The organism is Microbacterium sp. Marseille-Q6965, assembly GCF_946151065.1.
Taxonomy (GTDB): domain Bacteria; phylum Actinomycetota; class Actinomycetes; order Actinomycetales; family Microbacteriaceae; genus Microbacterium.
The window spans coordinates 505,347-528,024 of the sequence record NZ_CAMGZA010000002.1; the positions used below are offsets into that span (position 1 = coordinate 505,347).

The window sequence follows — 22,678 nt, forward strand, 5'->3', positions numbered from 1 at the left end:
GGCCCCAGCCTGCGATGCCCGGCGCGCGGTCGGCAGGGGGTTGATTCCCGCTGGATGCCGATGTAACCCGAGGGGCGAGGCGGGCTATCACGGGGCCGCGCGGCCGACAAGGGGGCGGCGGCGCGCGGGCGCGCGCGGCAGGATCAGGTCATGACGGATGCCCGATCGCTGTGGATCGCCACCGCCCCGCGCATCCCGGTCGACGCCGACCTGCCGGCCGACACCGAGGTCGCGATCGCCGGCGGCGGACTGGCGGGCATCGCCGCCGGCCTGGCCCTCGCCGAGCGCGGGCACCGGGTCGTGGTGCTCGAGGCCGAGCGCCTCGGCGCGCGGACGACAGGGGGCAGCACGGGCAAGCTGACGCTGCTGCAGGGCACGACGTTCAGTCGCATCCTCCGCCACGCCGGCGACGAGGTGTTGCGGGCCTATCGCACGGGCAACGCAGCGGGGCGGGACTGGATGCGCGCGCACCTGGAGGGCATGCCCGGGGCGCTCGCTCGGCGCGACGCGGTCACGTACGCGACCACCGAGGACGGTGAACGCGCGCTTCGGGAGGAGGCGGACGCGCTCGCCGCGGCGGGGGTGGAGGTCGAGCAGCTCGGCCCCGGTGGGGTGGGGCTGCCGTTCGAGGTGGCAGCAGGGCTGCGCCTGCCCGACCAGGACCAGCTGCACCCGCTCCTCGCCCTCGCGGTGCTCACCGCGAAGCTGCGGCGCCTTCGCGGCGTCGTCGTGGAGGGGTGTCGCGTGCGCGCGGCGGAGCCCGACGGCGCGGGTTTGCGGGTGTCGACGGACCGGGGCGACATCCGGGCGGATCGGCTGGTGCTCGCAACCGGCTCTCCGATCCTGGACCGCGGGCGGATGTCGTCGCGGCTGTCGGTCTCGCGCGAGTTCGCGGCGGCATACCGCCTGCCCGACGCGGTGCGGCCGCCGAAGGCGATGTACCTGTCGGTCGATCCGGTGCCGCGCTCGCTGCGCTCGGCACGCGGGCTCGACGGCGAACCGGTGCTCGTCGTCACGGGCGACCCCTTCGAGACCGGCAGGGAGGACGACACCGCCGCACGGCTCGCGGCACTGGATGCCTGGGTGCGAGCGGTCTACCCCCGCGCCTGGCGGATCACCTGGTGGGCGGCGCAGGACTACCGCACGACGTCGTCGCTGCCGCACGCGGCGGAGGTGCCGGGCTCGAGGGGGCGCATCCTCGCGGCGACCGGTTTCGCGAAGTGGGGCATGACGAATGCCGCTGCCGCGGCGCTGGCACTCGCGGGGCAGGTCGCCGGAGACGAGCCGCAGTGGTCCGCGCGGCTGCGGGAGCACCGCGGCGGGCTGCGCGACGCCGCACAGGCCGTGAGCCTGAACGCGGCCGTGGCGGGGCATCTCGTGGGCGGTTGGGCGGCGCCTCATACGCGCGCGGAGGGGCCCGCTGCGACGGTCCAACGGCGCGCAGGCGCGATGGTGGCGGAGTCGATCGTGCGCGGCAAGCGCTGCGCGGTGTCGGCCGTGTGCACGCATCTCGGCGGCATCGTGCGGTGGAACAGTGCGGAACAGACCTGGGACTGTCCGTTGCACGGCTCCCGCTTCGCGCCCGACGGGCGCGTGATCGAGGGCCCGGCCGTCGACGATCTGGCGCCGCGCGACCCGTCTGCACCGGACGAACGGGGGTGAGGCAGGTTCGTCCCGACGCCCAGGGGTCTCGGGAGGACGTACGGTCGAAGTATGCGCACGAATGAGGCAGTCCGATGACCGAAGTGACCGCGATGACCGACCGCTTCAAGGCCGTGTTCCGCCAGCACCCGGCCGCCGTCACCCTCATCACGGGTCTTGCCCCCGGGGGCCCTGTCGGGCTGACGGCCTCGAGCCTGTCGTCGGTGGCGGCGGCTCCTCCCGCCGTGTCGTTCTCCGTCACGCGCGCCACCGGCTCGGCCGGGGGGCTCCTGTCCGCCGGCGAGGTCTCCGTGCATCTGCTCGGCGCCCAGCACGCCGCGACCGCCCTGGCGTTCTCCCGCTCCGGCGAGGAGCGCTTCACGGCGGCCCAGGGGTGGGAGTGGGATGCCGACGGCCACCCGGTGCTGCCTGACGCGCGCGCCACGCTGCGCTGTCGCATCGTCGACACCCTGCGCGTTGCGGACTCGTCCCTCGTCGTGGCGGAGGTGCTCGACGTCGTCATCGGTCCCGACGCCGAGCCGCTGCTGTATCACGACCGACGCTTCCATGCGTTCGACCCGTCCGCCCGGGTCCTCGACCCCACCCTGCCGACCGCGGCGGTGTCCGACCCTCAGCCGCCTCGGGCGTGAGGACGAGGGGTTCCCCGTCGCGGTCACGCTTTGTCACATCGGAAGCGGGCTCGCCCATCCGGGTTAGCGTGGAGGCGCCTCGCGGCGGTCCGGGCGGTCCCGGGCTCCGGCTCATAACCGGCAGCGTGGCGGGTTCGACTCCCGTCGCCGCGTCTACGGTCCTCGGTTCCGGGCGGGAACATCCCCACGCGGGGCGCGGTTGCATGGCGTCGTGAGCAACCGAAGGGAATCCGCATGAGCGCCGACGACGTCATCCCCGCCGACTACCGCCACCTGCTGGAACTGCCGCTGTACGGGCACCTCGGCACGATCCGACCCGACGACACCGTGCAGGTGACGCCGATGTGGTTCGAGTTCGACGGCGAGCACGTCCGATTCACGCACACCACGCGACGGCAGAAGTACCGCAACCTGCGGCACAACCCCTCGATGGCGCTGTCGATCATCGATCCGGACAACCCGTTGCGCTATCTCGAGGTGGCGGGCTCGCTCGCGGATGTCGTGCCCGACCCCGAGGGCGCGTTCTACGTGCGGCTGCAGAACCGGTACGGAAACCCCAGTCAGACGCCGCCGCCGGACGCCGCGGATCGCGTGATCCTCGTCATGTCCATCGAGCGCGCCACCCAGCAGTGAACGGAGAACACCGCAGCATGACCCGCATCGCCATCATCGGAGGCACCGGCTACGCCGGTGGCCACATCGCCCGCGCGGCCGCCGACCGCGGTTTCGAGGTGATCTCGTACAGCCGTCGCCTGCCCGACGCGCCGCAACCCGGCATCGAGTACCGGCAGGCGGACGCCCGTGACCGCGAGGCGGCCCGGGCGATCGTCGCCGACGCCGACGTGGCCGTCGTCTCGGTGGCCCCACGCGGCGACATGGAGGGCCGGGTCGAGGGCACGGTCGCGCAGCTCGCGGATCTCGCGCCGGAGGCAGGAGCGCGGCTCGGCGTCATCGGCGGGGCGGGCTCCCTCCTCGTCGCGGAGGGCGGCCCGAAGGTCATGGACACCGACGGGTTCCCGCCGCAGATACTGCCGGAGGTGCGCGAGGCCGAGCGCATCCTCGAGCGGCTGAGGGCCGATGACAGCGCGCTCGACTGGTTCTACGTCAGCCCCGCCGGAGGTTTCGGTGCGTTCGCGCCCGGCGAGGCGCGCGGCACGTATCGCACGGGCGGAGACGTGCTGCTCGTCGACGAGGCGGGCGAGTCGTTCATCTCGGGCGCCGACTTCGGCCTGGCGGTGGTCGACGAGATCGAGCGCCCCGCGCACCGCCGGCGCCGCTTCACCGTCGCCTACTGACGACGGGCGCGCGCCAGGGTCGCCTGCGGCGGTTCGCCCGTGCGGCGCGTGTCCGGGCGATCCGGTCCGGCGTCGACGGATTCCTCCTCGGGAGGGAGACGTCCGGCGCCGGGCCGTGCCCGCTTCCGCATCGGCGGCGCCGCCCTCTGCCACGATGGACGGATGAGCTCGCCCAACGCCTCCGCCAACCTCACGCGCGAGGAGACCGCCGCCCGCGCCGCCGCCATCGACCTTCACGAGACGCGCGTGGTCCTGACGCTCGCCGGGGCGGCAGATCCGGCGGAGAGCGGGTTCTCGACCACGAGCACGCTCGTCTTCGACGCGCACGTCGACGACACGTGGGTCGACTTCCTCGGCGAGGCCGTGCACTCGGTCAGCGTCAACGGCGCCGACATCCCCGTGGACTGGGACGGCGCGCGCGTGCGCGTCACGGGTCTGGTCGAGGGGCGCAATGAGGTCGTGATCGCTGCGCGCGGCGCCTACAGCCGCTCCGGCGAGGGCCTGCACCGGTTCGTCGACCCGGCCGACGGGCAGACGTACCTGTACACGCAGTTCGAGCCCGCCGACGCCCGCCGACTCATGCCGTGCTTCGAACAGCCCGACATGAAGGCACGGTGGACCTTCGATGTCGCGGTGCCCGCCGGGTGGACGGCGCTGTCCAACCAGGTGGCGAGCAGCGTCCGGCACGAGAACGACCACGACCGGGTGGTCTTCGAGCCGACCCTGCCGATCTCCTCGTACATCACCGCGGTCGCGGCGGGCCCCTACCACCGCGTCGACGGCGAATGGACGCGCGGTGAGCAGCGCATTCCGCTGGGCGTGCTGTGCCGCGCCTCGTTGGCCGAGCATCTCGACGCCGACGAGATCCTCACCGTCACGCGTCAGGGGCTCGACTTCTTCACGGAGGCCTTCGGGTACGGCTACCCGTGGCGCAAGTACGACCAGATCTTCGTCCCCGAGTACAACCTCGGGGCGATGGAGAACCCGGGACTGGTCACGTTCACCGAGGCGTACGTGTTCCGAGGGGCCGCGACGGAGGCGCAGCGCGAGGCCCGCGCGAACACGATCCTGCACGAGATGGCGCACATGTGGTTCGGCGATCTCGTGACGATGCGCTGGTGGGACGACCTCTGGCTCAAGGAGTCGTTCGCCGACTACATGGGCGCGCACGCCGCCGTGGCCGCGACGCGCTTCGCCGAGGCCTGGACGTCGTTCGCGAATCGCCGCAAGGCGTGGGCGTACGAGCAGGACCAGCTGCCGACGACGCATCCGATCGTCGCCGACATCCCCGACCTCGAGGCGGCCACCCTCAACTTCGACGGCATCACGTACGCCAAGGGCGCCTCGGTGCTGAAACAGCTCGTCGCGTTCGTGGGGGAGGACGCCTTCTTCGCGGGAGTGCGGACCTACTTCCGCCGTCACGCCTTCGGCAACACGACGCTCGACGACCTCCTCGCCGCGCTTGAGGAGACCTCTGGCCGAGACGTGAGGGCATGGAGCGCGGCGTGGTTGGAGACGACCGGGGTCTCGACGCTCGCGCTCGAGCGGGACGCCGAGGGGGGCGCGGCCCTCGTGCAGACCGACCCGCGCCCTCACCGCCTGCACATCGGGCTGTTCGATGCCCGGGACGGGCGCCTGGAGCGCGGTGGGTCCGTCGATGTCGACATCGCGGCCGAGCGCTCGCCGCTGGAGGTGCCGGCGGCGGATCTCGTGCTCCTCAACGACGGTGACCTCACCTACGCGAAGGCGCGGCTCGACGCCGACTCCCTCGCCGCCGTGGAGACGGGTCTGAGCGGGCTGGGCGACACGCTCGCGCGCGGGATCGTGTGGTCGTCGCTGTGGAACGCCACGCGCGACGGGGAGTTGCCGGTGCACCGTTACCTCGGCGTCGTGGCCGCGCACGCGCCGCGGGAGAGGAACGCCGCCCTGCTGGCCGGCACCATCGCCAACGCCGCCTTCGCCGTGAATCACTACGTGCCGCGGGTCTCGCTCGCCGATGCCCGCGCCCTCTGGGCCGAGACGGCCTGGCAGTCGCTCTCGGAGGCCGAGCCCGGCAGCGACGCCCAGCTGGCGTGGGCGCGTGCGGTGGGCGCCGCCGTCGCCTACGACGGTGCTCGCGGTCCCGAGCTGCGCGCGATCCTGGCCGGAGACGCGCCGGCGCCCGAGGGCCTCCGACTGGACCCCGACCTGCGGTGGGCCTGGGTGCAGGGGTTGACCGCCGTCGGCGTCATGGACGAGTCCGACATCGCGGCGGAGCTCGCGCGCGACGATACCTTGTCCGGCCGGACGGCCGCCGTTCAGGCCCTTGCCTCGCGCCCGGACGCCGAGGTGCGCGCCGCGGCATGGCGGGCGGCGTGGGAGGACCGCAGCCTGAGCAACGAGCACCTGGGCGCGACGATCGCGGGCATCCGCGCCGGCGGACGCCGGGATCTCGTCGCCCGCTTCGATGCCGACTACTTCGATCGCATCCGCGGCACGTGGGCCGATCGCAGCATGGAGATCGCGCGACGGCTCGTGGCCGGTCTCTTCCCGGCCTCCGACGATCTCGCGGACGTCGATGCGTGGCTGGCGGCCCAGCCCGACGCCCCGGGTGCCCTGCGCCGCATCGTGGTCGAGCGGCGCGACCACCTCGCCCGCGACCTGCGGGTGCGCGCGGCGAACGAGACCTGATCCCGCCGCCTCCGCGCCCACGCGCCGGAGCCGCCCGGGGTCGTCTCGGGCGGCTCCGGCGTCGGGTCACTCCGCGGCGTCGACCGTCACGAGCGTGCGCACGCCCGACTCGCCGTAGCGCACGACCCCGTAGTAGGTCGTGCCCGGCACGAGGTCGCTCCACGAGAGCTCATACGTCGCGTCGGCGCCGTTCTCGACCGGCAGAGGGGTGGGCGCGGCCGTCAGGCCCTGTCCCGGGGAGGCGACGGCCGCGTCGAGCGTCCACGTGAACGGCGCGTCGTACGCGTACACGTGGGACTCCACGACGTAGGTGCCGGCGACGGGGGCGGTGATGACGACCTCCTCATCGGCCGACCCCGTGGCCAACTGCCACAGCTCGTGGTAGCGCCAGTCGTCCGGGCTCACCACGCGGTAGACCGCGAGGTCGAGATCCGACCCGGCGTCGTCCCCCGAGTCGAGCACGAACCGCGCCAGGTCCGCTCCCTCCGGCACCTCGACGACCGAATACGTGTACCCGTCCTCGGCGGCACCGGTCGTCTCGTCACCGTCCACGAGGCGCTCTGCTGCGGCCAGTCCCGCCGTGTTGAGCGCGAGCTCGCCCGACACCCCCGAGGTGATGCCGACCTCGATGGAGCCGGTCGTGCCCGTGCCGGTGACCTCCGCCGGAGCGGTGGCGGTGACGGGGAAGACCGCGATGGGGGAGCGAACCTCGTTCGTCCCGCCCGTCCACGTCAGGAAGCCGCTCGTCCACTGCTCGGCGGGCGCGGACGCCTTGGTGAAGGTGATCGACACGGTCGCGCTCTCGCCCGCCGCCAGCGTGACGGTGGAGGGCTCGACCGCCACGTCCACGCCCGGCACCTCCGCAGTTGCGGTGTAGGTGCCGGCCTCGGTCGCCGTGATCGTGCGCGTGACCGTCTCGGGCGCCGACAGCGAGCCGATGCCGATCGAGGCGAGGTTGAGGTCGCTCGGCGCGACCTCGGCCTCCTCGGGCAGCCCGAACGAGATCAGGTCGAGGCCCTGCAGGTAGCCCGCCCACTCCTCGGGGCCGCTGCTGTACAGCAGAGACGGCTGCAGCATCTTCGTCGGATCGACGTGCCCGGCACCCTGCGCGAAGGGATCGGTGTGCGGCGAGCCGTCACCGTTCACCGTGTCGTAGGCGGTCGTCATGAGTGCCGACTTCACATCCGCCGGCGCCCAATCGGGGTGCTCGCCCAGGAACAACGCGGCGAGTCCGGCCACGTGGGGTGACGCCATGGACGTGCCGGAGAGGATGCCGAAGGTGGGCTCCTCCTTCTCACCGTTGGTCGTGGCCGCGAGGATGGCGACACCGGGAGCCGAGACGTCCGGCTTGATGATGTCGTTCGTCTCGGCGTTCATCGGACCGCGGCTCGAGAAACCCGCCACCTGCGGCACCGGCGTGACGGCGTCGGTGATGTTGTCGCTGTGCAGCGTCGCCGTGGCCTCGGCCGTCCGCGCGTGGTCGAGGATCGCGTCGCGGTGCTCGGCAGCCACGTGCACGGTCGGCACGGTGTGGAAGTCGTTGTCGAGCGACTCGCCGGCGGCCACGTTCGTCAGGATCATGCCCGCGCCGCCCGATTCCGCCACCTCCTGCGACTTCTCGACGCGCGCGTTCGAGCCGCGGTCGCACACGACGATGTGACCCGCGGCGGCGGCGTCGTCCACGCTGCCGAGCAGGCACAGCGCGGCATCGGCGGGTGCCGCGCCGGCGGCGGGGATGTCGCCGGCGTACACGAGCGGCCCGGATACGGTCTCGCCGTCGGGCACCGACACGGTCACGCCGGGCGCGGTGAAGCCGTCGCCGAGCTCCACGGTTCCCTCCCAGGTCGGGATGGTCGAGGCCGCCACGGTCGTGTACCACGGGGAGGCGTGGTCCGCCGTCGCGGCGCCCGGGCCCGAGTTGCCGGCGCTGACCGCCACGAACACGCCGGCGGCGGCCGCGTTGAAGAACGAGATGTCCTCGGGCTGCAGCACGCTCGTGGCCGAGCCGCCGCCGATGGAGTAGTTGATGACGTCCACCCCGTCGGCCACGGCCTGATCGATCGCGGCGACGAGGTCGCTGACGGCGCAGCCGTCGTCGTCCGTGCTGGCGGGATCCGGCCCGTTCCAGCACGCCTTGTAGGCGGCGATCTTCGCGGCCGGTGCGACGCCCGAGACCGTGCCGAAGCCCACGCCGGAGACCGAGGCCTCGACGCCGAAGCGGCCGGCGGCCGTGCTGGCCGTGTGCGACCCGTGGCCGTCGCCGTCTCGCGGCGAGAGGTAGTCGTCGTCGGTGACAGCGCCGAAGCCCTCGCCGAACCACTGCGCCCCGATGAGCTTGGTGGAGTAGTCGTGCTTGTTCCACTCCTCGCCGGTGACGATCGCGCTGCGGAACTGCGTGCCGTCGGCCTTGTCGAAGACGATCTCCCCGCCGCTCGTGTACGGCACGCCGGGCCTCTTCGTCGCGGCCCGGTTCTTGAGCTTGTCGCCCGCGAAGGAGGGGTGCTCGGGGGCGATGCCGGTGTCGACGACCCCGACCACGACGCCCTCACCGGCATGCTCCACGCCGCCGGTCGCCTCCCACACGCCGCCCCGGCCGTCGGCGTCCGAGCCGAGCCCGAGGAAGTCGGTGGACGTCTGCGCGGTGACCTTGCGCAGCTCGTCGGGGAAGACGCCGAGCACGCTCTTGTCGGTGCGCAGCGTGGCGACCTGCTCGGCCGTGAGCTCCGCGGCGAAGCCGTTGGCCGTCACCTGGTAGGTGGTGTCGGGCAGCGCGCCGATCTGGTCGGCCAGCTTCTGCTGCTTCTTCTCGAGGTGCTCGATGTACTTCTGTGCGTTCTGCGCGTGCGCATCGAGCCGGTTGCCCTTCTCCGGCTTGGTCGCGTCGATGCCGGGCACGCCGCCGTCGTAGGTGGCCAGCGCGTCCTCCTTGAGGAGCACGACATAGCGGCCGTCCTCGGCGTCGACGGGGCCCAGGGGATTCACCTCCTCCGCAGGATCAGCGTGAGCGGCCGTGGCCGCGGTCGCCGTGAGCGCGAGGGCGAGCGTGAGTGCCGCCGCCGCGCGCGGGAGAGGTCGGATCATCCAGTGCCTCCTGCGTGATGGGATGCCGCACGGCGTTCGCTCGCGCAGTGGCGCCGAATCTAGCTCACAGGTGTTGCACAGGGAGGCGTTTCGGCGCGTCGGCTCACCGGGGATATCCGGGCATACCGCCGCCGAGCGGTGGAGCACGTGGGCAGGGGTGCCGACTCATTCGGGCGCGAGCAGCGCCGCGGCCGCCTCGACGGTGTCGACGAGATGCACGTGCCGTTCCATCGGCCGTCCCTTTGCGAGCGCGCGCAGCAGCGGCCAGGCGGGCAGCGTCTCGGTCCAGTGCTCGCGACCCACCAACACCATCGGGGCGATGCGGTCCTCCGTGGCGTAGTAGTTCTCGCACGCGTCCTGGAAGATCTCCTGAACCGTCCCGCCCGCCCCGGGCAGGAACACGATGCCCGCGTCGCACAGCTCCAGCAGGATCGCCTCGCGCAGGGCATTGCGGAAGTACTTCGCGATGGCGGTGGCGAACAGGTTCGATGGCTCGTGACCGTAGTGCCACGTGGGCACACCGAGGGAATCGGTCGGATCGGGGAACCGAGCGATCACCCGCCGCGCCGCCCGCACCCAGTCGTCGGCCGAGGGGTGGTAGGAGGGCGCGGACGCGAGCAGCTCGAGCGCCTCGTCGAGCTCTGGGCCGGTGCGGGCGGCGAGCCGCGCACCCAGGTTCGCGGCCTCCATCGCCCCGGGGCCTCCGCCCGTCGCCACGGTGAGCCGGCGCCCCAGGAGACGCCCCATCCGCGCCGCCGCGGCGTATCCCGCGCCGCCCCGGTCGAGGGCGTGCCCGCCCATCACGCCCACCAGCCGCCGGCCGGCGCTCCACGACGCGAGGGCGCCGTCGACGCCTTCGTCGTGCAGCGCCCGGGCCAGGGCGGCATCGGACGCGGTGCGCTCGTGAGCCCACGCGAAGGCCCGGGCGTCGAGGGAGCGGGCATACGGCTCGGCGTCGTAGAGCTCGTCGGCCGTGTACAGGGTGTCACGATGGGGGTCGATCGGTGCGGCCTCCACACCCGGCAGCACGAGCGCCCCGCGCAGCTCGTGCCGCTCCGCCTCGCCGGGCGCGAACCGGCAGCCCGCGAACGTCGTCCGTGACGTGTCGCACGCGGCGAGCGCATCCGAGGAAGCGCGCAGGTCGAGGCCGACGATGCGCCATCCTCGCAGGTGGCGCACTCCGGCGGAGAGGCGTCGGTCGAGCTCCGCGAGCGACTCGACCATGACGACCCTGCCCCGCGTGCGCCTCATTCCGTCATCCTCTCAGCAACGCGACGGAGACAGCGTGCTCCTGTCCTCGCCCTCGCCGGCGCGGGTAGGCTCGCGGGGGTGCGCCCGCCGCCGGGGCGCGTGACGAAGGGGACGACATGACGAGTGCCGGGTTGAGTCGCATCAACGGAAGGGTCATCGGGATCGCGATCGCCGCGGCTCTCGGCGGCTTCCTCTTCGGATACGACACCTCGGTGATCAACGGGGCCGTCGACGCGTTGTCGGCGGACTTCGACCTCAACGCCGGCCTGCAGGGCTTCTCGGTGTCGATCGCGCTGCTGGGCGCGGCCGTGGGCGCCTGGTTCGCGGGCACGATCGCGAACATGTGGGGTCGCGTGCCGGTCATGCTCGTCGCGGCGGCGCTGTTCTTCGTCTCGGCGATCGCCTCGGGACTCGCCTTCGGCGTGTGGGACCTCATGCTCTGGCGTGCGGTGGGCGGTCTCGGCGTGGGCGCCGCCTCGGTCATCGCTCCCGCCTACATCGCCGAAGTCTCGCCGGCGCGCATCCGCGGCCGCCTCGGATCGCTCCAACAGCTCGCGATCGTGCTCGGCATCTTCGCGGCCCTCCTCACGAACGCGATCCTCGCCGCGACGTCCGGCGGTGCCGCCGAGACGTTCTGGTTCGGCATCGAGACCTGGCGGTGGATGTTCATCGTCGAGGCGGTGCCGGCCGTCGTGTACGGCCTGATGTCGCTGCGGCTGCCCGAGTCGCCGCGTTACCTCGTGCGCAAGGGCGACTACGACAAGGCCTCGCAGGTGCTGCTGGATTTCAGCGGCGAGCCCGACGTGAACGTCAAGATCCAGGAGATCAAGGACTCGCTGCAGAGCGAGAAGCGTGAGTCGCTGCGCGACCTCGTCGGCCCGGCGCTCGGGCTGAAGCCGGTGGTGTGGGTCGGCATCCTGCTGAGCATCTTCCAGCAGTTCGTCGGCATCAACGTGATCTTCTACTACTCCACGACGCTGTGGCGCTCCGTGGGCTTCGACGAGAACAGCGCGCTCACGACGAGCGTCATCACCTCCGTGACGAACATCGTCGTGACGATCGTCGCGATCCTGCTCGTCGACCGCGTGGGCCGCAAGGCGCTCCTCGTTGCCGGCTCGCTCCTCATGACCCTCTCCCTCGGGGTCATGGCGGTCGCCTTCTCCTTCGCCACGACGGCCGCCGACGGCTCCGTCAGCCTCGAGGCGCCCTGGTCGATCGTCGCCCTCATCGCGGCGAATCTCTTCGTCGTGGGCTTCGGCGCGACGTGGGGACCGGTCGTGTGGGTGCTGCTGGGCGAGATCTTCCCCAACCGGATCCGCGCGAGCGCGCTCGCGGTGGCCGCCGCCGCCCAGTGGGTGGCGAACTTCGCCATCTCCACGACCTTCCCGTGGCTGAGCAGCATCTCGCTCACGCTCGCATACGGCCTGTACGCCGGGTTCGCCGCCCTGTCGTTCGTGTTCGTGTGGCGCCAGGTGCGCGAGACGAAGGGCATGGAGCTGGAGCAGATGACCGGCTGAGGGTCGCTCGATCGGTGCGACGCGCCGGGGGTGTCGCTCGGGGCCAGGGGCGGGGCCGCGCTTAGCCTGGGTAGGCCATGATCCGGTTCGAGCACGTCACCAAGCGCTACAAGGGGACCGTCTCACCCGCTCTCGACGACGTCTCGTTCGAGGTGCAGCGCGGTGAGTTCGTGTTTCTCGTCGGCCAGTCGGGATCGGGGAAGTCCTCGTGCCTGCGCCTCATCCTGCGCGAGGGGGTGCCGTCGTCCGGCAGCATCGTCGTGCTGGGGCGTGACACGAAGTCGCTCTCCAATCGGCGCACTCCGTACTTCCGGCGTCACATCGGCTCCGTCTTCCAGGACTTCCGCCTGCTGCCGTCCAAGAGCGTCTTCCAGAACGTGGCGTTCACGTTGCAGGTGATCGGCGCCTCCCGCGCGCTCGTGAAGCAGGCCGTGCCCGAGGCGCTCGAGCGCGTGGGCCTGCAGGGCATGGCCAAGCGCATGCCGCACGAGCTGTCGGGCGGCGAGCAGCAGCGCGTGGCGATCGCGCGGGCCCTCGTGAACCGTCCGCAGCTGCTGCTGGCCGACGAGCCGACAGGCAACCTCGACCCCGCCACGTCCACCGACATCATGGAGCTGCTGGCGCAGATCAACGCGTCGGGCACGACGATCGTCATGGCCACGCACGAAGCCGGCTTCGTGGACCGCATGCAGCGCCGCGTCATCGAGCTGTCGAACGGGCGGCTCGTGCGCGATGAGCGGCACGGCGGCTACGGCGACACCTCGGCGATCCAGCGACTAGAACCGCAGATCGAGAAGGGCGCGGCGGCCGTCGCCGCCCTCACCGCGGTCCTCGAGGTGCAGCGCGAGGTCTCGGACCGCCTCGACGCGCAGGGTCGTCCGGCGCCGGCAACCGAGCCCGGTCCGCGGCGCGCGGCACCTCCGCAGCCCGCGGCCACCCCGTCGGCGACCACTCCACCGGCGTCCACCCCGGCGGGCCCCGCCCAGCCGCCGGCCGCGCACCGGTCGGTTCCGCCCGCTCCCGCCGTGCAGGCGCCCGGCCGGCAGGCCGCCGCCGCGCGCCCCGTCGTCACGCCGCCACACCGGCAGGGCGCAGCGCCCGCTCCTGGCCTGCCGCACGGAGCGCCGTCGCCGGTGCCCGGCACGCCAGCCGCCGGCGCGCCTGCGCCGAGCGCGCCGACGCCGGCCGCTCCGGCGCCCGCCACCGGTGCGCCGTCGCCCGTGCCGCCCACCCGCGAGGGAGGGCCGGACGACGATCCGCTGCCGCCCGACGTCACCCGTGCCCGCCAGCGGCCCGTCGCCGAGCAGGCGGAGCGCGTCGCCGAGCTCGGGTTCGCCGAGCGGCTCGGGCTGGCGCGCGACGACGAGGACGAAGTGGGGCCGACCGCATGAGACTCGGACTGATTCTCGGCGAGGTCCTCACGGGGTTGCGCCGCAACGCCTCGATGGTCGTCTCCGTCGTGCTCGTGACCTTCGTGTCGCTCACCTTCGTCGGCGCCGCGATCCTGATGCAGGCGCAGATCGGCACGATGCGCGAGTACTTCCAGGACCGGGCGCAGATCGAGATCTACCTGTGCTCGACCCTCTCGACGCAGGAGACCTGTCTCGAGGGGGCCGCGACGGAGGAGCAGACGGCTGCGGTGGAGGAGCAGCTGCGGTCCGACACGCTCGCGCCGGTGATCCAGAACGTCACGTACATCTCCGCGGCCGAGGCCCACGCGTCGTTCACCGAGAACTTCCCCGACCAGGCGGACCTGCTCACGGAGGAGCAGACGAACGCCTCGTTCCGCATCACCCTCGTGAATCCGGAGGACCCGCGCAACGCGGACGTTCTCGTCGAGGCGTTCTCGGGGGTCGCGGGCGTCGAGGGTGTGACGAATCAGATCGAGCACCTCGAGCCCCTTTTCGCCGCACTCACGATCGCGACCTATATCGCGGTCGGCATCGCGGCGCTCATGCTCATCTCGGCGGTGCTGCTCATCGGCACGACGATCCGGCTCTCCGCCTACGCGCGGCGACGCGAGGTCGGCATCATGCGTCTCGTGGGGGCCTCGAACCGCTTCATCCAGACGCCGTTCGTGCTCGAGGGCGTCGTCGCGGCGCTCCTCGGCGCCGCGCTCGCGAGCGTCGCGGTCCTGCTCATGGTGAGCTTCGGGGTGGACGGCTATCTCGCCACCCGCATGGCGACGGTGCCGTGGGTCGGCATGGGTGACGCCTGGCTCGTGGTGCCGGTGATCGTCGCGATCGGCGTGGTGCTGGCGGCGGCCTCGGCCGGTTTCGCCATTCGCCGATGGCTGCGCGCCTGATCCAGTAGACTCGAACGCTGCCCGCCGCCCGGTGGGCGGCGGCGCGAGGCGCCGGATCGAGAAAGGCGGGTGTCGCATGCCCAAGGAGAAGGGCGAGAAGGTCGTCGCCCTCAATCGCCGTGCCCGCCACGAGTACACGATCGAGAAGACCTACGAGGCCGGCCTGGTGTTGCAGGGCACCGAGGTGAAGTCGCTGCGCGAGGGACACGCCAACCTCACCGACGGCTACGCCTACATCGACCGCGGCGAGGCGTTCCTCGACCAGGTGAGCATCCCCCAGTACTCCAACGGGACGTGGACGAATCACGCCGCCAAGCGCATCCGCAAGCTGCTGCTCCACAAGGAGGAGATCGGCAAGCTCGCGCGCAAGACCGCGGAGGGCGGGTACACGCTCGTCCCGATGAAGCTGTACTTCGTCGACGGTCGCGCCAAGGTCGAGATCGCGGTGGCCAAGGGTAAGACGCAGTACGACAAGCGCCAGACGCTGCGTGAGCGCCAGGACCGACGCGAGGCCGAGCGCGCCATGCGCACGCGCAACCGCATGGGGGAGTGACTCACAGGCATCCGTGCCACCCCGCGCCCCGCCCGTACCATCGCTGATCGGGTCGGAAGGGGAGATGCGATGGACGCCGCGACGCTCGTGCTGGCGGCGGCGTACGTGGCGTTCGGCGCCGCGGGCGTCGCGCTGATCCGCACCGATCTCGCCGAGCACCGGCTGCCCAACGCCATCGTGCTGCCCGCGACCTCGATCGTCGGCACGCTGCTCGTCCTCGCCGCCGTGCTGTCGGGGCGCGTCGAGGCCGCCGGAGGCGCGGCGGCGGGCGCGCTGCTGCTCGGCGGGTTCTACGCCGTGCTCTGGGCGGCCGGCAGGCGCACCGGCGGCATGGGTGGGGGCGACGTGAAGCTCGCGCTGCTCGTGGGCCTGTTCCTCGGGTGGCACGGCTGGGGAGCCCTCGCGTGGGGCGCCGCCGCGGCCTTCGTCCTGGGCGGGGCGGCGGCCATCGCGCTCCTCGCCGCGGGGCGGGCCGACGCCCGCACCCCGATCGCCTTCGGTCCTTTCATGCTTCTCGGGGCATGCGTAGGGCCCCTCGTCTGCTGAGGCAAGTCCGGGCGGCCGTCGGCGCTCGGACGCTAGCCTGTGGCCCATGGCGGCGCTGATGAACATCTGGAACCGGGTGCAGGGATGGGCGTTGCGGCGTCGGATCGTGCGCTCGTTCCTGCTCTACACCGAGCACAACGGGCCGGTGCTCGCGGCGAGCGTCACCTACCGCGCGCTCTTCTCGCTGTTCGCCGCCGTCCTGCTGGGCTTCTCCGTCGCGGCGATCTGGCTCTCGGGTCGCCCCGAGCTGTGGCGGGCGCTCGTCTCGGCCACCGACAACGTCGTGCCGGGCCTCATCGGCGAGGGCGGCGTGATCGACGCGCGGGAGCTCCAGGAGGTCCCGGGAACGATCACCCTCGCGGGCGTCATCGCCGTCGTCGCCCTCATCGCGGCGGCGATCGGCGCGATCCAGACGGTGCGCACCGCGATCCGGATGATGGCGGGCACGACGGCCGCCACGACCTCCCCGATCCTGCTCGCCGTGCGCGACCTGCTGTTCGCCCTGGCGGTGGGCGTGCTCTTCGTCGCGTCGGCGGTGGTGACGTTCCTCGGCTCCGCGTTCGCGACGACCCTGCTGGGATGGCTGGGCCTGGGCTCGGACACCGTCGCGGCGGTCGCCACGCGCCTCATCACCCTCGTCGCGACGTTCGCCCTCGACGCCGTCATCATCGCCCTGCTGTTCGCCCTGCTGTCGGGGATGCGCGCATCGCCGCGCGCGCTGTGGGGAGGGGCGCTGATCGGCGCCGCGGGCCTCGTCGTGCTGCAGCAGCTCTCGGGCCTGTTCGTGGGGGGTGCGCCCTCCAATCCGCTGCTGACGTCGTTCGCGTCGCTCGTCGCGCTGCTGCTGTGGCTCAACCTCTCGGCGCAGGTGATCCTCATCGCGTGCGCCCACGTGATCACGACGGCCGCGGAGGAGCGCGACCGGATCGGCGAGCGCTACGGCGCCGCGACCCTCACCCAGCGCAGGGTCCGCAGCGCCGAGCGAGAGGTGCGCATCGCCACCGATGCGCTGCAGGCGGCGAGGGAACAGGAGCGCCAGGAGCGGGAGGCGCTTGCGCGGCATGACGGATGATCCGCGCGCACGCAAGCCCCCGGCGCGCCGGGAAGCCGCGGAGTAGGCTCGGGCCATGGCCATCGCACGACTGAATGGCGGACCTCTCGACGGACAGGTCCTGCCCCTGGAATCGACCGACCTCGACCGGCTGATCATGCCGTACTCGGAGGGCCAGCTCGTCTACCGCCGCGCCGGCGACGCCGAGAACACGGGTGAGGGCGACGGCCCCACCGAGGTGGAGTTCCGCTACGAGGAGGAGCTCAACGACGTGGACTCCATGGACGACGACCAGGCGCGGGCCCGCGACCGGTGACGGCCTGCCTCGCATGACCGAACCGACCCGCTTCGTGGAGGTCGAGCGCAAGTTCGACGTGGATGCGGGCACCCCGGTGCCCGACTGGGCCGGTGTGCCCGGTGTGGCGCGTGTCACGGCGGGGGAGAACCGCCATCTCGATGCGCTCTACCTCGACACGGCCGACCTCGTGCTCGCCCGCGCGGGCGTCGCGCTGCGACGCCGCACGGGTGGCCCCGACGCCGGCTGGCACATCAAGGGCCCGCTCATCGACGGCGCGCGGGTGGAGTTGGGCTGGCCGCTGGGTGACGGCGACGAGCTGCCGGGGCCGGTGCGCGCCGAGGTGGCGCGCTGGACGACCGCGCCCCTCGAACCGCTTGCCCGCATCGTGAACGACCGCACCGCCTACGAGCTGCTCGACGAGGAAGGCGATCCGCTGGCGGAGTTCGTCGACGATCACGTGCGCACCACCGACCTGCGCTCGGGCGCGGAGCGGGAATGGCACGAATGGGAGATCGAGCTCGGCGAGGCCGCTCCCACCGACGCCGACGCACGGGAGGCGTTCTTCGCCGCCGTCGCCGACGCCGCCCTTGCCGCCGGCGCCCGCGAGGCCGCCTCGGCGTCGAAGCTCGCCCGCGCCCTCGGCCGCTGACCTGTCTCGACGCGAAAGGGGCCCGGATCCGCGGATCCGGGCCCCTTTCGCGAGCGGGTCGGTGAGGGTTTCGCGGGGCGTCTCGCAGACGGCTCCACCCGACCCGGCCGACCTCACATGTTGATGAAGTGACCCTGGAGGCCGTGGAAGCCTTCCTGCAGCGTCTCCGACAGCGTGGGGTGCGTGTGCACGTTGCGCGCCGCCTCGACGGCGGTGAGGTCCCACTTCTGCGCGAGCGTGAGCTCCGGCAGCAGCTCCGAGACGTCCGGGCCCACCATGTGTCCGCCGATGAGCTCGAGGTGCTCGGCGTCGGCGATCAGCTTCACGAATCCGACGGGCTCGCCCAGGCCGTTGGCCTTGCCGTTGGCGCTGAAGGGGAACTTCGCCACCTTGATCTCGCGGCCCTCGGCCCGCGCCTGCTCCTCCGTCAGGCCGAAGCTGGCGACCTGGGGCGAGCAGAAGGTCGCGCGCGGCATCATGCGGTAATCGCCCAGCGTCATCGTCTCGGCCTTCGCGATGGTCTCGGCCGCGACGACCGCCTGCGCCTCGGCCACGTGGGCCAGCTGCAGCTTGGCGGTGACGTCGCCGATGGCGTAGATGCCCTCGACGTTCGTGCGCATGTAGTCGTCGATGTCGATCGCGCCGCGCTCGGTGAGCTTCACGCCCGTCTTCTCGAGACCGTAGCCCTCGACGTTCGGAGCGAAGCCGACCGACATGAGCACCTTGCCCGCCGTGATCTCGCCGGGCTGGCCGTCGCGCGACTCGTAGGTGACGCGGACCGACGACCCGTTGTCCTCGACGGTCTTGACCGCCGTCGAGGTGAGGATGTCGATCCCGTACTTCTTGTACTGCTTCTGGATCTCCTTGGAGACCTCGGCGTCCTCGTTGGGCAGCGCCCGGTCGAGGAACTCGATGATGGTCACCTTGACGCCGTAGTTCGACATCACGTAGGCGAACTCCATGCCGATGGCGCCGGCGCCGACGATGACGATCGACTCGGGCAGCTCGCGCGAGAGGATCTGCTCCTCGTAGGTCACGACGTTGTCGCTCAGCTGGACGCCCGGCAGCAGGCGCACCTTCGACCCCGTGGCGATGATCACGTTGTCGAACGTGACCTCCTCGGTGGTCCCGTCGGCCTTGGCCACCGAGATGGCCTTCGGGCCCGTGAACGTGCCGCGGCCCTCGTATTCGGTGACCTTGTTCTTCTTCATCAGGAAGTGGATGCCCTTGACGTGCGTCTCGGCGACCTTCCGGCTGCGGTCGAATGCCGCGCCGAAGTCGAAGGAGACCTCGCCGGAGATGCCGAAGAAGTCGGCCTTGTGCGTGAAGGTGTGCGCCACCTCCGCGTTCTTCAGCAGCGACTTCGAGGGGATGCAGCCGACGTTGAGGCACACACCGCCCCAGTACTTCTCTTCGATGATCGCGACCGAGAGCCCGAGCTGTGCGCCGCGCACGGCTGCGACGTATCCGCCGGGGCCCGCGCCGAGGATGACGAGGTCGTAGTGAGCCATGCCCTCAGCCTATCGCCCGCCGGGAGGCGTGCGCTTCCCCGGGCGGCCGGCCTAGCGCCCGCGGCGCGAGCGCGCGACGAGCACGGCGACCACGGCGCCGCCGCCTGCCGCGAGCAGCAGACCGCCGACGATCCACGGCAGGTTGCGCGCGAAGGAGTCGCCGTCCTCGGCCGTTCCGTCGGAGGGGTCGGTCGTGGCGATGGGCGTGGGGGTGTCCGCAGTCTCGGACTCATCCGGGCTCTGGGTCGGCTCGGGGGTCGGCTGCGGCGCCGTCGGCTGCGCGACGGTGAAGGAGAAGGTGCCGTCGATGGGGTGGCCGTCGCTCGAGACGACGCGCCACGTCACGGTGTACTCGCCCGCCTCTGCGGCCTCGGCCAGCGGCACCGTCACCACCGCTCCCGCGAGTGCGGGCTCGCCCGCGGCGGCGTCGGCACCGGAGGGCGAGAGCACCTCGACGGCCGTGCCGTCACCGGCGTCGAGCAGCTCCGCGCTGTAGGTCAGCGTCAGCTCGGCGGGCATGTTCTCGACGGTGGAACCCGCTGCCGGGTCGGTCGAGACGAGGGTGTCGTGGGCGAACGCCGGGGTGGCGGTCGCGAGCGAGAGGGCGAGGAGGGCCGCGATCGCCGCGCCAACGGCGGGCAGGCGGCGCAGGGCGCGAGTGGCGGTCGGCATGCCTGAGAACGTATGGTCGTCGCCTGAGCGAACGCTGGCGGCGCGACTGCCGATAGTGCGAGCGTGTCCGCCATCCGGGGGACGAACGGATCCCGCCGCCCGGCGGTCATCGGATAGGCTGGACGAAAGGAAGGATCGAGCGTGACGGATTCGGAGTTCCAGCCCACCTCTGCGGCCTCGGTGCGACGCGACGGCGGCCACGACGGCTCGGGCGATTCCACGCAGTCGTTCGGCCACGAGTCCGACCTGTCCTTCGTGCCCTTCCACGGGGAGCTCAGCGACACCGAGCTCGAGGCGATCCAGGCCCTGCCCTCCGGCTCGGCGCTGCTGCTGGTCCGCTCGGGTCCCACGGCCGGCGCCCGCTATCTGCTCGACGGCGACGTGACCACCGTCGGCCGGCACCCCGAGGCGAACATCTTCTTCGACGACGTGACGGTGTCGCGACGCCACTGCGAGATCCTGCGCACCGAGAGCGGCTTCGAGATCGTCGATCAGCGGTCGCTGAACGGCACGTACGTCGACGGCACGCGCGTCGACCGCGGCCTGCTGCGCAACGGTGACGAGGTGCGCATCGGCAAGTTCCGCGTGAACTTCTTCACCTCCCCTCAGGACCTGCCGGCGGCGGGGGCCTGATGGCGGCGGCCCACGCCCGTCTGCCGCATCGGGAGCCGGGGGATGGCGCGCTCCTCAGCATCGGTCAGGTGCTCGCCAAGCTCACCCCGGAGTTCCCCCAGCTCACCTCGAGCAAGCTGCGCTTTCTCGAGATGCAGGGGATCGTCAGCCCGCAGCGCACGGCCTCGGGCTATCGCAAGTTCTCGACCCACGACCTGGAGCGGCTGCGCTTCGCGCTCACCCTGCAGCGCGACCACTACATGCCGCTGAGCGTCATCCGCGAGCACCTTGCCGACGTCGACGCCGGCCGCGAGGTGCAGACGCCCGTCGCCCCGCCGTCCATCCACCCGGTCGAGCGCCGCTACAGCCGAGCCGACCTGCTGGCGGAGGCGGGCGCGGCGCCGCAGCTGCTCAACGACGCCATCAGCACCGGCGTGCTGACCCCGGCCGAGACCTACAGCGAGCAGGACGTCGCGCTCATGCGCGCGCTCGTCGCGCTCGACCGCCACGGCATCGAGCCCCGCCACATCCGCGGTCTGCGCCAGAGCGCCGAGCGGCAGGTTGCACTCGTCGAGACCGCCCTGTCGACGGTGCGGCGACGCACCGATGCGCGCTCGCGCGCCACGGCGGCGGAGCTCGCGCCCGAGCTCGCGGCGCGCCTGGACGAGGTGCGGGCGATCTTCGTGAAGTCGGCACTGGGCCGCCTGCTGGACTGAGCGTCACCGTTCGATAACGGAGCGCGACACGCCACCCGCTCACGGGCGGATGTCGTTGCCGGGGCACATGCGGGGGCGTACGTTGGAGGAGTCGAATCGGACAACGAGGGGGACACATGAACGCAGGCACTCCGACCGGTGAGCCCGGCTTCGCCGTCGACCTGCTCTTCACCGACGGTCTCCCGGAGCTGGACCCGCAGATGGGCTACCGCGGCGCCGTCGCCGCGCGGGCCGCGGGGATCACCTATCGGCAGCTGGACTACTGGGCGCGCACCGAGTTGGTCGTCCCCACCGTCCGCAGCGCCAGCGGCTCCGGATCGCAGCGGCTGTACGGCTTCCGCGACATCCTCGTCCTCAAGCTCGTGAAGCGACTCCTCGACACGGGCATCTCGCTGCAGCAGATCCGCACGGCCGTCGAGCAGCTGCGTGCCTCGGGCATCGAGGACCTCGCGGGCACCACGCTCATGAGCGACGGCGCCTCGGTCTACCTGTGCACCTCCAACGACGAGGTCATCGACCTCGTCAGCCGCGGCCAGGGCGTTTTCGGCATCGCGGTGGGCAAGGTGCTGCGTGAAGTCGAGTCCACACTCGTGGAGTTCGACCCGACGGCCCCGGACCCGGTCGACGAGCTGGCCGCGCGACGCACCCGCAAGTCCGCCTGATCGGTTTCGACCGCGCTGTTCCTCGCGCCGCAGGCGCGGAGGGAGCGGGTCGAGCCGCGAGCGCGACGCGCAGACGCACCACCCGGAGGGGCTTCCGGCGCGGAGGGGGAACGGGCAGGACGCCCCGGCGACCTACTGCTCGCGCGGGTCGGGGATGCGGCCGGAGCGCATGATGCGGTCCAACAGCGAGTCGAAGTCCGCGGCCAGTTCCTGTGCCGACTCGCCGGGCCACACGTGCAGCGGCTTCGCCGCACCCTGAGCCTGCTGCAGCGACGTGCGCTCGGGCAGCTGCGGCTCGAGCACGAGCGGTCCGAACATGTCGCGCAGTTCCTTGATGCGGAACTGGTGCTCGATCGACTGCGGGCGTACGCGGTTGACGACGATGCCGAGCGGCTGCAGCCGGGGGGAGAGGCCGCGGCGGATCTCCTCGATGGCGCGCAGGGCGCGGTCGGCGGCGGCCACCGAGAACAGTCCGGGCTCCGTCACGACCGCCACGCGGTCGCTGGCGGCCCACGCGGTGCGCGTGAGGGCGTTGAGCGAGGGCGCGCAGTCGATCAGCACGAGGTCGTACTCGGCCTCGATGAGCGCGAGCGCCTCCTCGAGCTTCCAGACGTCCTTCACGCTCGGGTGTGGGCCGTCGAAGTTGATGGCGGACGGGCTGCCGATCAGGACGTCGATCGTGCCCGGGTGCGCCTTCGCCCAGCCGCTCGGCGCGATCGCCTGGCGGACGGTCTTCTCCTTCGGGGAGGTCAGCACGTCGGCGATGTTCAGCTTGCCGGCGGGCTGGATGTCCATGCCGGTCGAGACATCGGACTGGGGATCGAGGTCGACGACCAGCGTCCGCAGCCCACGGGCGAACGCGGCGGACGCGAGGCCGAGGGTCACGGTCGTCTTGCCGACGCCGCCCTTGAGGGAACTGACGCTGAGTACGTGCACGACCCCCACGTTATCGCCCCTATGCTGTGGAGCACGTGCGGACGCCCCGAACCCACGGCCGA

At 72.0% G+C, this 22,678-nt stretch carries 21 protein-coding genes and 1 tRNA gene; 17 read left to right on the forward strand and 5 right to left on the reverse strand.

What is annotated here, in order from left to right:
* Window positions 1–150 precede the first annotated feature (150 nt).
* The 6 genes from N8N77_RS08895 (at window position 151) to pepN (ending at window position 6,256) form a co-directional block, all read left to right on the forward strand.
* A complete protein-coding gene (locus N8N77_RS08895) occupies window positions 151–1,662 on the forward strand; it encodes an FAD-dependent oxidoreductase (RefSeq protein ID WP_261166339.1) in 1,512 nt (503 codons plus the stop codon).
* 74 nt (window positions 1,663–1,736) lie between these two features.
* A complete protein-coding gene (locus N8N77_RS08900) occupies window positions 1,737–2,291 on the forward strand; it encodes a flavin reductase family protein (protein WP_261166340.1) in 555 nt (184 codons plus the stop codon).
* A gap of 80 nt (window positions 2,292–2,371) precedes the next feature.
* Window positions 2,372–2,444: transfer RNA gene (locus N8N77_RS08905), tRNA-Met, on the forward strand.
* Window positions 2,445–2,525: 81 nt separating this feature from the next.
* On the forward strand, window positions 2,526–2,924 hold the full coding sequence (locus tag N8N77_RS08910; protein WP_261166342.1) for a PPOX class F420-dependent oxidoreductase: 399 nt from the start codon (window positions 2,526–2,528) through the stop codon (window positions 2,922–2,924).
* Between the two features lie 17 nt (window positions 2,925–2,941).
* Window positions 2,942–3,586 carry an NAD(P)-dependent oxidoreductase gene (locus N8N77_RS08915; RefSeq protein ID WP_261166343.1) on the forward strand — a complete coding sequence of 215 codons (645 nt, stop codon included), beginning with the start codon at window positions 2,942–2,944 and terminating at the stop codon, window positions 3,584–3,586.
* Between the two features lie 162 nt (window positions 3,587–3,748).
* The gene (pepN, locus tag N8N77_RS08920) at window positions 3,749–6,256 is read left to right on the forward strand and encodes an aminopeptidase N (protein WP_261166344.1); all 2,508 of its coding nucleotides are present in this window, start codon (window positions 3,749–3,751) and stop codon (window positions 6,254–6,256) included.
* A 66-nt stretch (window positions 6,257–6,322) separates the two neighbouring features.
* On the opposite strand, the gene N8N77_RS08925 is transcribed toward pepN, so the two are convergent.
* Together N8N77_RS08925 and N8N77_RS08930 are read right to left on the reverse strand one after the other, a co-directional pair.
* Entirely contained in the window at window positions 6,323–9,337 is a 3,015-nt protein-coding gene (locus N8N77_RS08925) for a S8 family serine peptidase (RefSeq protein WP_261166346.1), read from the reverse strand.
* Between the two features lie 165 nt (window positions 9,338–9,502).
* The gene (locus N8N77_RS08930; RefSeq protein WP_261166347.1) at window positions 9,503–10,588 is read right to left on the reverse strand and encodes an LOG family protein; all 1,086 of its coding nucleotides are present in this window, start codon (window positions 10,586–10,588) and stop codon (window positions 9,503–9,505) included.
* A 116-nt stretch (window positions 10,589–10,704) separates the two neighbouring features.
* On the opposite strand from N8N77_RS08930, the gene N8N77_RS08935 reads away from it, so the two are divergent.
* The 8 genes from N8N77_RS08935 to N8N77_RS08970 all read left to right on the forward strand — a co-directional run bounded on the left by N8N77_RS08935 (window position 10,705) and on the right by N8N77_RS08970 (window position 17,507).
* The gene (locus N8N77_RS08935; protein ID WP_261166349.1) at window positions 10,705–12,105 is read left to right on the forward strand and encodes a sugar porter family MFS transporter; all 1,401 of its coding nucleotides are present in this window, start codon (window positions 10,705–10,707) and stop codon (window positions 12,103–12,105) included.
* A 77-nt stretch (window positions 12,106–12,182) separates the two neighbouring features.
* Entirely contained in the window at window positions 12,183–13,496 is a 1,314-nt protein-coding gene (ftsE, locus tag N8N77_RS08940; RefSeq protein ID WP_261166351.1) for a cell division ATP-binding protein FtsE, read from the forward strand.
* A complete protein-coding gene (gene ftsX, locus N8N77_RS08945; RefSeq protein ID WP_261166353.1) occupies window positions 13,493–14,410 on the forward strand; it encodes a permease-like cell division protein FtsX in 918 nt (305 codons plus the stop codon). Before ftsE ends, ftsX begins: the two co-directional genes overlap by 4 nt.
* Before the next feature lie 76 nt (window positions 14,411–14,486).
* The gene (gene smpB / locus N8N77_RS08950) at window positions 14,487–14,963 is read left to right on the forward strand and encodes an SsrA-binding protein SmpB (protein WP_261166354.1); all 477 of its coding nucleotides are present in this window, start codon (window positions 14,487–14,489) and stop codon (window positions 14,961–14,963) included.
* A gap of 69 nt (window positions 14,964–15,032) precedes the next feature.
* A complete protein-coding gene (locus N8N77_RS08955) occupies window positions 15,033–15,509 on the forward strand; it encodes a prepilin peptidase (RefSeq protein ID WP_261166356.1) in 477 nt (158 codons plus the stop codon).
* A gap of 46 nt (window positions 15,510–15,555) precedes the next feature.
* A complete protein-coding gene (locus N8N77_RS08960) occupies window positions 15,556–16,581 on the forward strand; it encodes a YihY/virulence factor BrkB family protein (RefSeq protein WP_261166357.1) in 1,026 nt (341 codons plus the stop codon).
* Between the two features lie 55 nt (window positions 16,582–16,636).
* Window positions 16,637–16,876, forward strand: a complete 240-nt coding sequence (locus N8N77_RS08965) for a response regulator (protein WP_261166358.1) — start codon at window positions 16,637–16,639, stop codon at window positions 16,874–16,876.
* Window positions 16,877–16,889: 13 nt separating this feature from the next.
* The gene (locus tag N8N77_RS08970) at window positions 16,890–17,507 is read left to right on the forward strand and encodes a CYTH domain-containing protein (RefSeq protein WP_261166359.1); all 618 of its coding nucleotides are present in this window, start codon (window positions 16,890–16,892) and stop codon (window positions 17,505–17,507) included.
* A gap of 113 nt (window positions 17,508–17,620) precedes the next feature.
* Here N8N77_RS08970 and lpdA read toward each other — a convergent pair whose 3' ends face one another.
* Together lpdA and N8N77_RS08980 are read right to left on the reverse strand one after the other, a co-directional pair.
* Window positions 17,621–19,018: a dihydrolipoyl dehydrogenase gene (gene lpdA, locus N8N77_RS08975; RefSeq protein ID WP_261166361.1), complete on the reverse strand. Its 1,398-nt coding sequence runs from the start codon at window positions 19,016–19,018 to the stop codon at window positions 17,621–17,623.
* A 51-nt stretch (window positions 19,019–19,069) separates the two neighbouring features.
* A complete protein-coding gene (locus N8N77_RS08980; RefSeq protein ID WP_261166362.1) occupies window positions 19,070–19,690 on the reverse strand; it encodes a copper resistance CopC family protein in 621 nt (206 codons plus the stop codon).
* A 141-nt stretch (window positions 19,691–19,831) separates the two neighbouring features.
* On the opposite strand from N8N77_RS08980, the gene N8N77_RS08985 reads away from it, so the two are divergent.
* From N8N77_RS08985 to N8N77_RS08995, 3 genes are all read left to right on the forward strand, one after another.
* Complete coding sequence (locus tag N8N77_RS08985; RefSeq protein WP_261166364.1) at window positions 19,832–20,323, forward strand: FHA domain-containing protein; 492 nt, start codon at window positions 19,832–19,834, stop codon at window positions 20,321–20,323.
* Window positions 20,323–21,018 carry a MerR family transcriptional regulator gene (locus N8N77_RS08990; protein ID WP_261166365.1) on the forward strand — a complete coding sequence of 232 codons (696 nt, stop codon included), beginning with the start codon at window positions 20,323–20,325 and terminating at the stop codon, window positions 21,016–21,018. The genes N8N77_RS08985 and N8N77_RS08990 overlap by 1 nt, the downstream gene beginning before the upstream one ends.
* A 116-nt stretch (window positions 21,019–21,134) precedes the next feature.
* Window positions 21,135–21,680, forward strand: coding sequence for a MerR family transcriptional regulator (locus N8N77_RS08995; RefSeq protein ID WP_261166367.1), 546 nt, complete (start codon window positions 21,135–21,137; stop codon window positions 21,678–21,680).
* 132 nt (window positions 21,681–21,812) lie between these two features.
* Here N8N77_RS08995 and N8N77_RS09000 read toward each other — a convergent pair whose 3' ends face one another.
* Window positions 21,813–22,616 (reverse strand): ParA family protein, encoded by an 804-nt coding sequence (locus N8N77_RS09000; protein ID WP_261166369.1) that lies wholly within the window; start codon window positions 22,614–22,616, stop codon window positions 21,813–21,815.
* Window positions 22,617–22,678 lie beyond the last annotated feature (62 nt).

Coding starts and splice junctions, on each gene's coding strand:
- pepN (WP_261166344.1), top strand. CDS start 3,749: ATGAGCTCGCCCAACGCCTCCGCCAACCTCACGCGCGAGGAGACCGCC.
- N8N77_RS08995 (WP_261166367.1), top strand. CDS start 21,135: ATGAACGCAGGCACTCCGACCGGTGAGCCCGGCTTCGCCGTCGACCTG.
- N8N77_RS08935 (WP_261166349.1), top strand. CDS start 10,705: ATGACGAGTGCCGGGTTGAGTCGCATCAACGGAAGGGTCATCGGGATC.
- N8N77_RS08910 (WP_261166342.1), top strand. CDS start 2,526: ATGAGCGCCGACGACGTCATCCCCGCCGACTACCGCCACCTGCTGGAA.
- ftsX (WP_261166353.1), top strand. CDS start 13,493: ATGAGACTCGGACTGATTCTCGGCGAGGTCCTCACGGGGTTGCGCCGC.
- N8N77_RS08900 (WP_261166340.1), top strand. CDS start 1,737: ATGACCGAAGTGACCGCGATGACCGACCGCTTCAAGGCCGTGTTCCGC.
- N8N77_RS08990 (WP_261166365.1), top strand. CDS start 20,323: ATGGCGGCGGCCCACGCCCGTCTGCCGCATCGGGAGCCGGGGGATGGC.
- N8N77_RS08970 (WP_261166359.1), top strand. CDS start 16,890: ATGACCGAACCGACCCGCTTCGTGGAGGTCGAGCGCAAGTTCGACGTG.
- N8N77_RS08980 (WP_261166362.1), bottom strand. CDS start 19,690: ATGCCGACCGCCACTCGCGCCCTGCGCCGCCTGCCCGCCGTTGGCGCG.
- ftsE (WP_261166351.1), top strand. CDS start 12,183: ATGATCCGGTTCGAGCACGTCACCAAGCGCTACAAGGGGACCGTCTCA.
- N8N77_RS08960 (WP_261166357.1), top strand. CDS start 15,556: ATGGCGGCGCTGATGAACATCTGGAACCGGGTGCAGGGATGGGCGTTG.
- N8N77_RS08915 (WP_261166343.1), top strand. CDS start 2,942: ATGACCCGCATCGCCATCATCGGAGGCACCGGCTACGCCGGTGGCCAC.
- smpB (WP_261166354.1), top strand. CDS start 14,487: ATGCCCAAGGAGAAGGGCGAGAAGGTCGTCGCCCTCAATCGCCGTGCC.
- N8N77_RS08955 (WP_261166356.1), top strand. CDS start 15,033: ATGGACGCCGCGACGCTCGTGCTGGCGGCGGCGTACGTGGCGTTCGGC.
- N8N77_RS08965 (WP_261166358.1), top strand. CDS start 16,637: ATGGCCATCGCACGACTGAATGGCGGACCTCTCGACGGACAGGTCCTG.
- N8N77_RS08930 (WP_261166347.1), bottom strand. CDS start 10,588: ATGAGGCGCACGCGGGGCAGGGTCGTCATGGTCGAGTCGCTCGCGGAG.
- lpdA (WP_261166361.1), bottom strand. CDS start 19,018: ATGGCTCACTACGACCTCGTCATCCTCGGCGCGGGCCCCGGCGGATAC.
- N8N77_RS08925 (WP_261166346.1), bottom strand. CDS start 9,337: ATGATCCGACCTCTCCCGCGCGCGGCGGCGGCACTCACGCTCGCCCTC.
- N8N77_RS08895 (WP_261166339.1), top strand. CDS start 151: ATGACGGATGCCCGATCGCTGTGGATCGCCACCGCCCCGCGCATCCCG.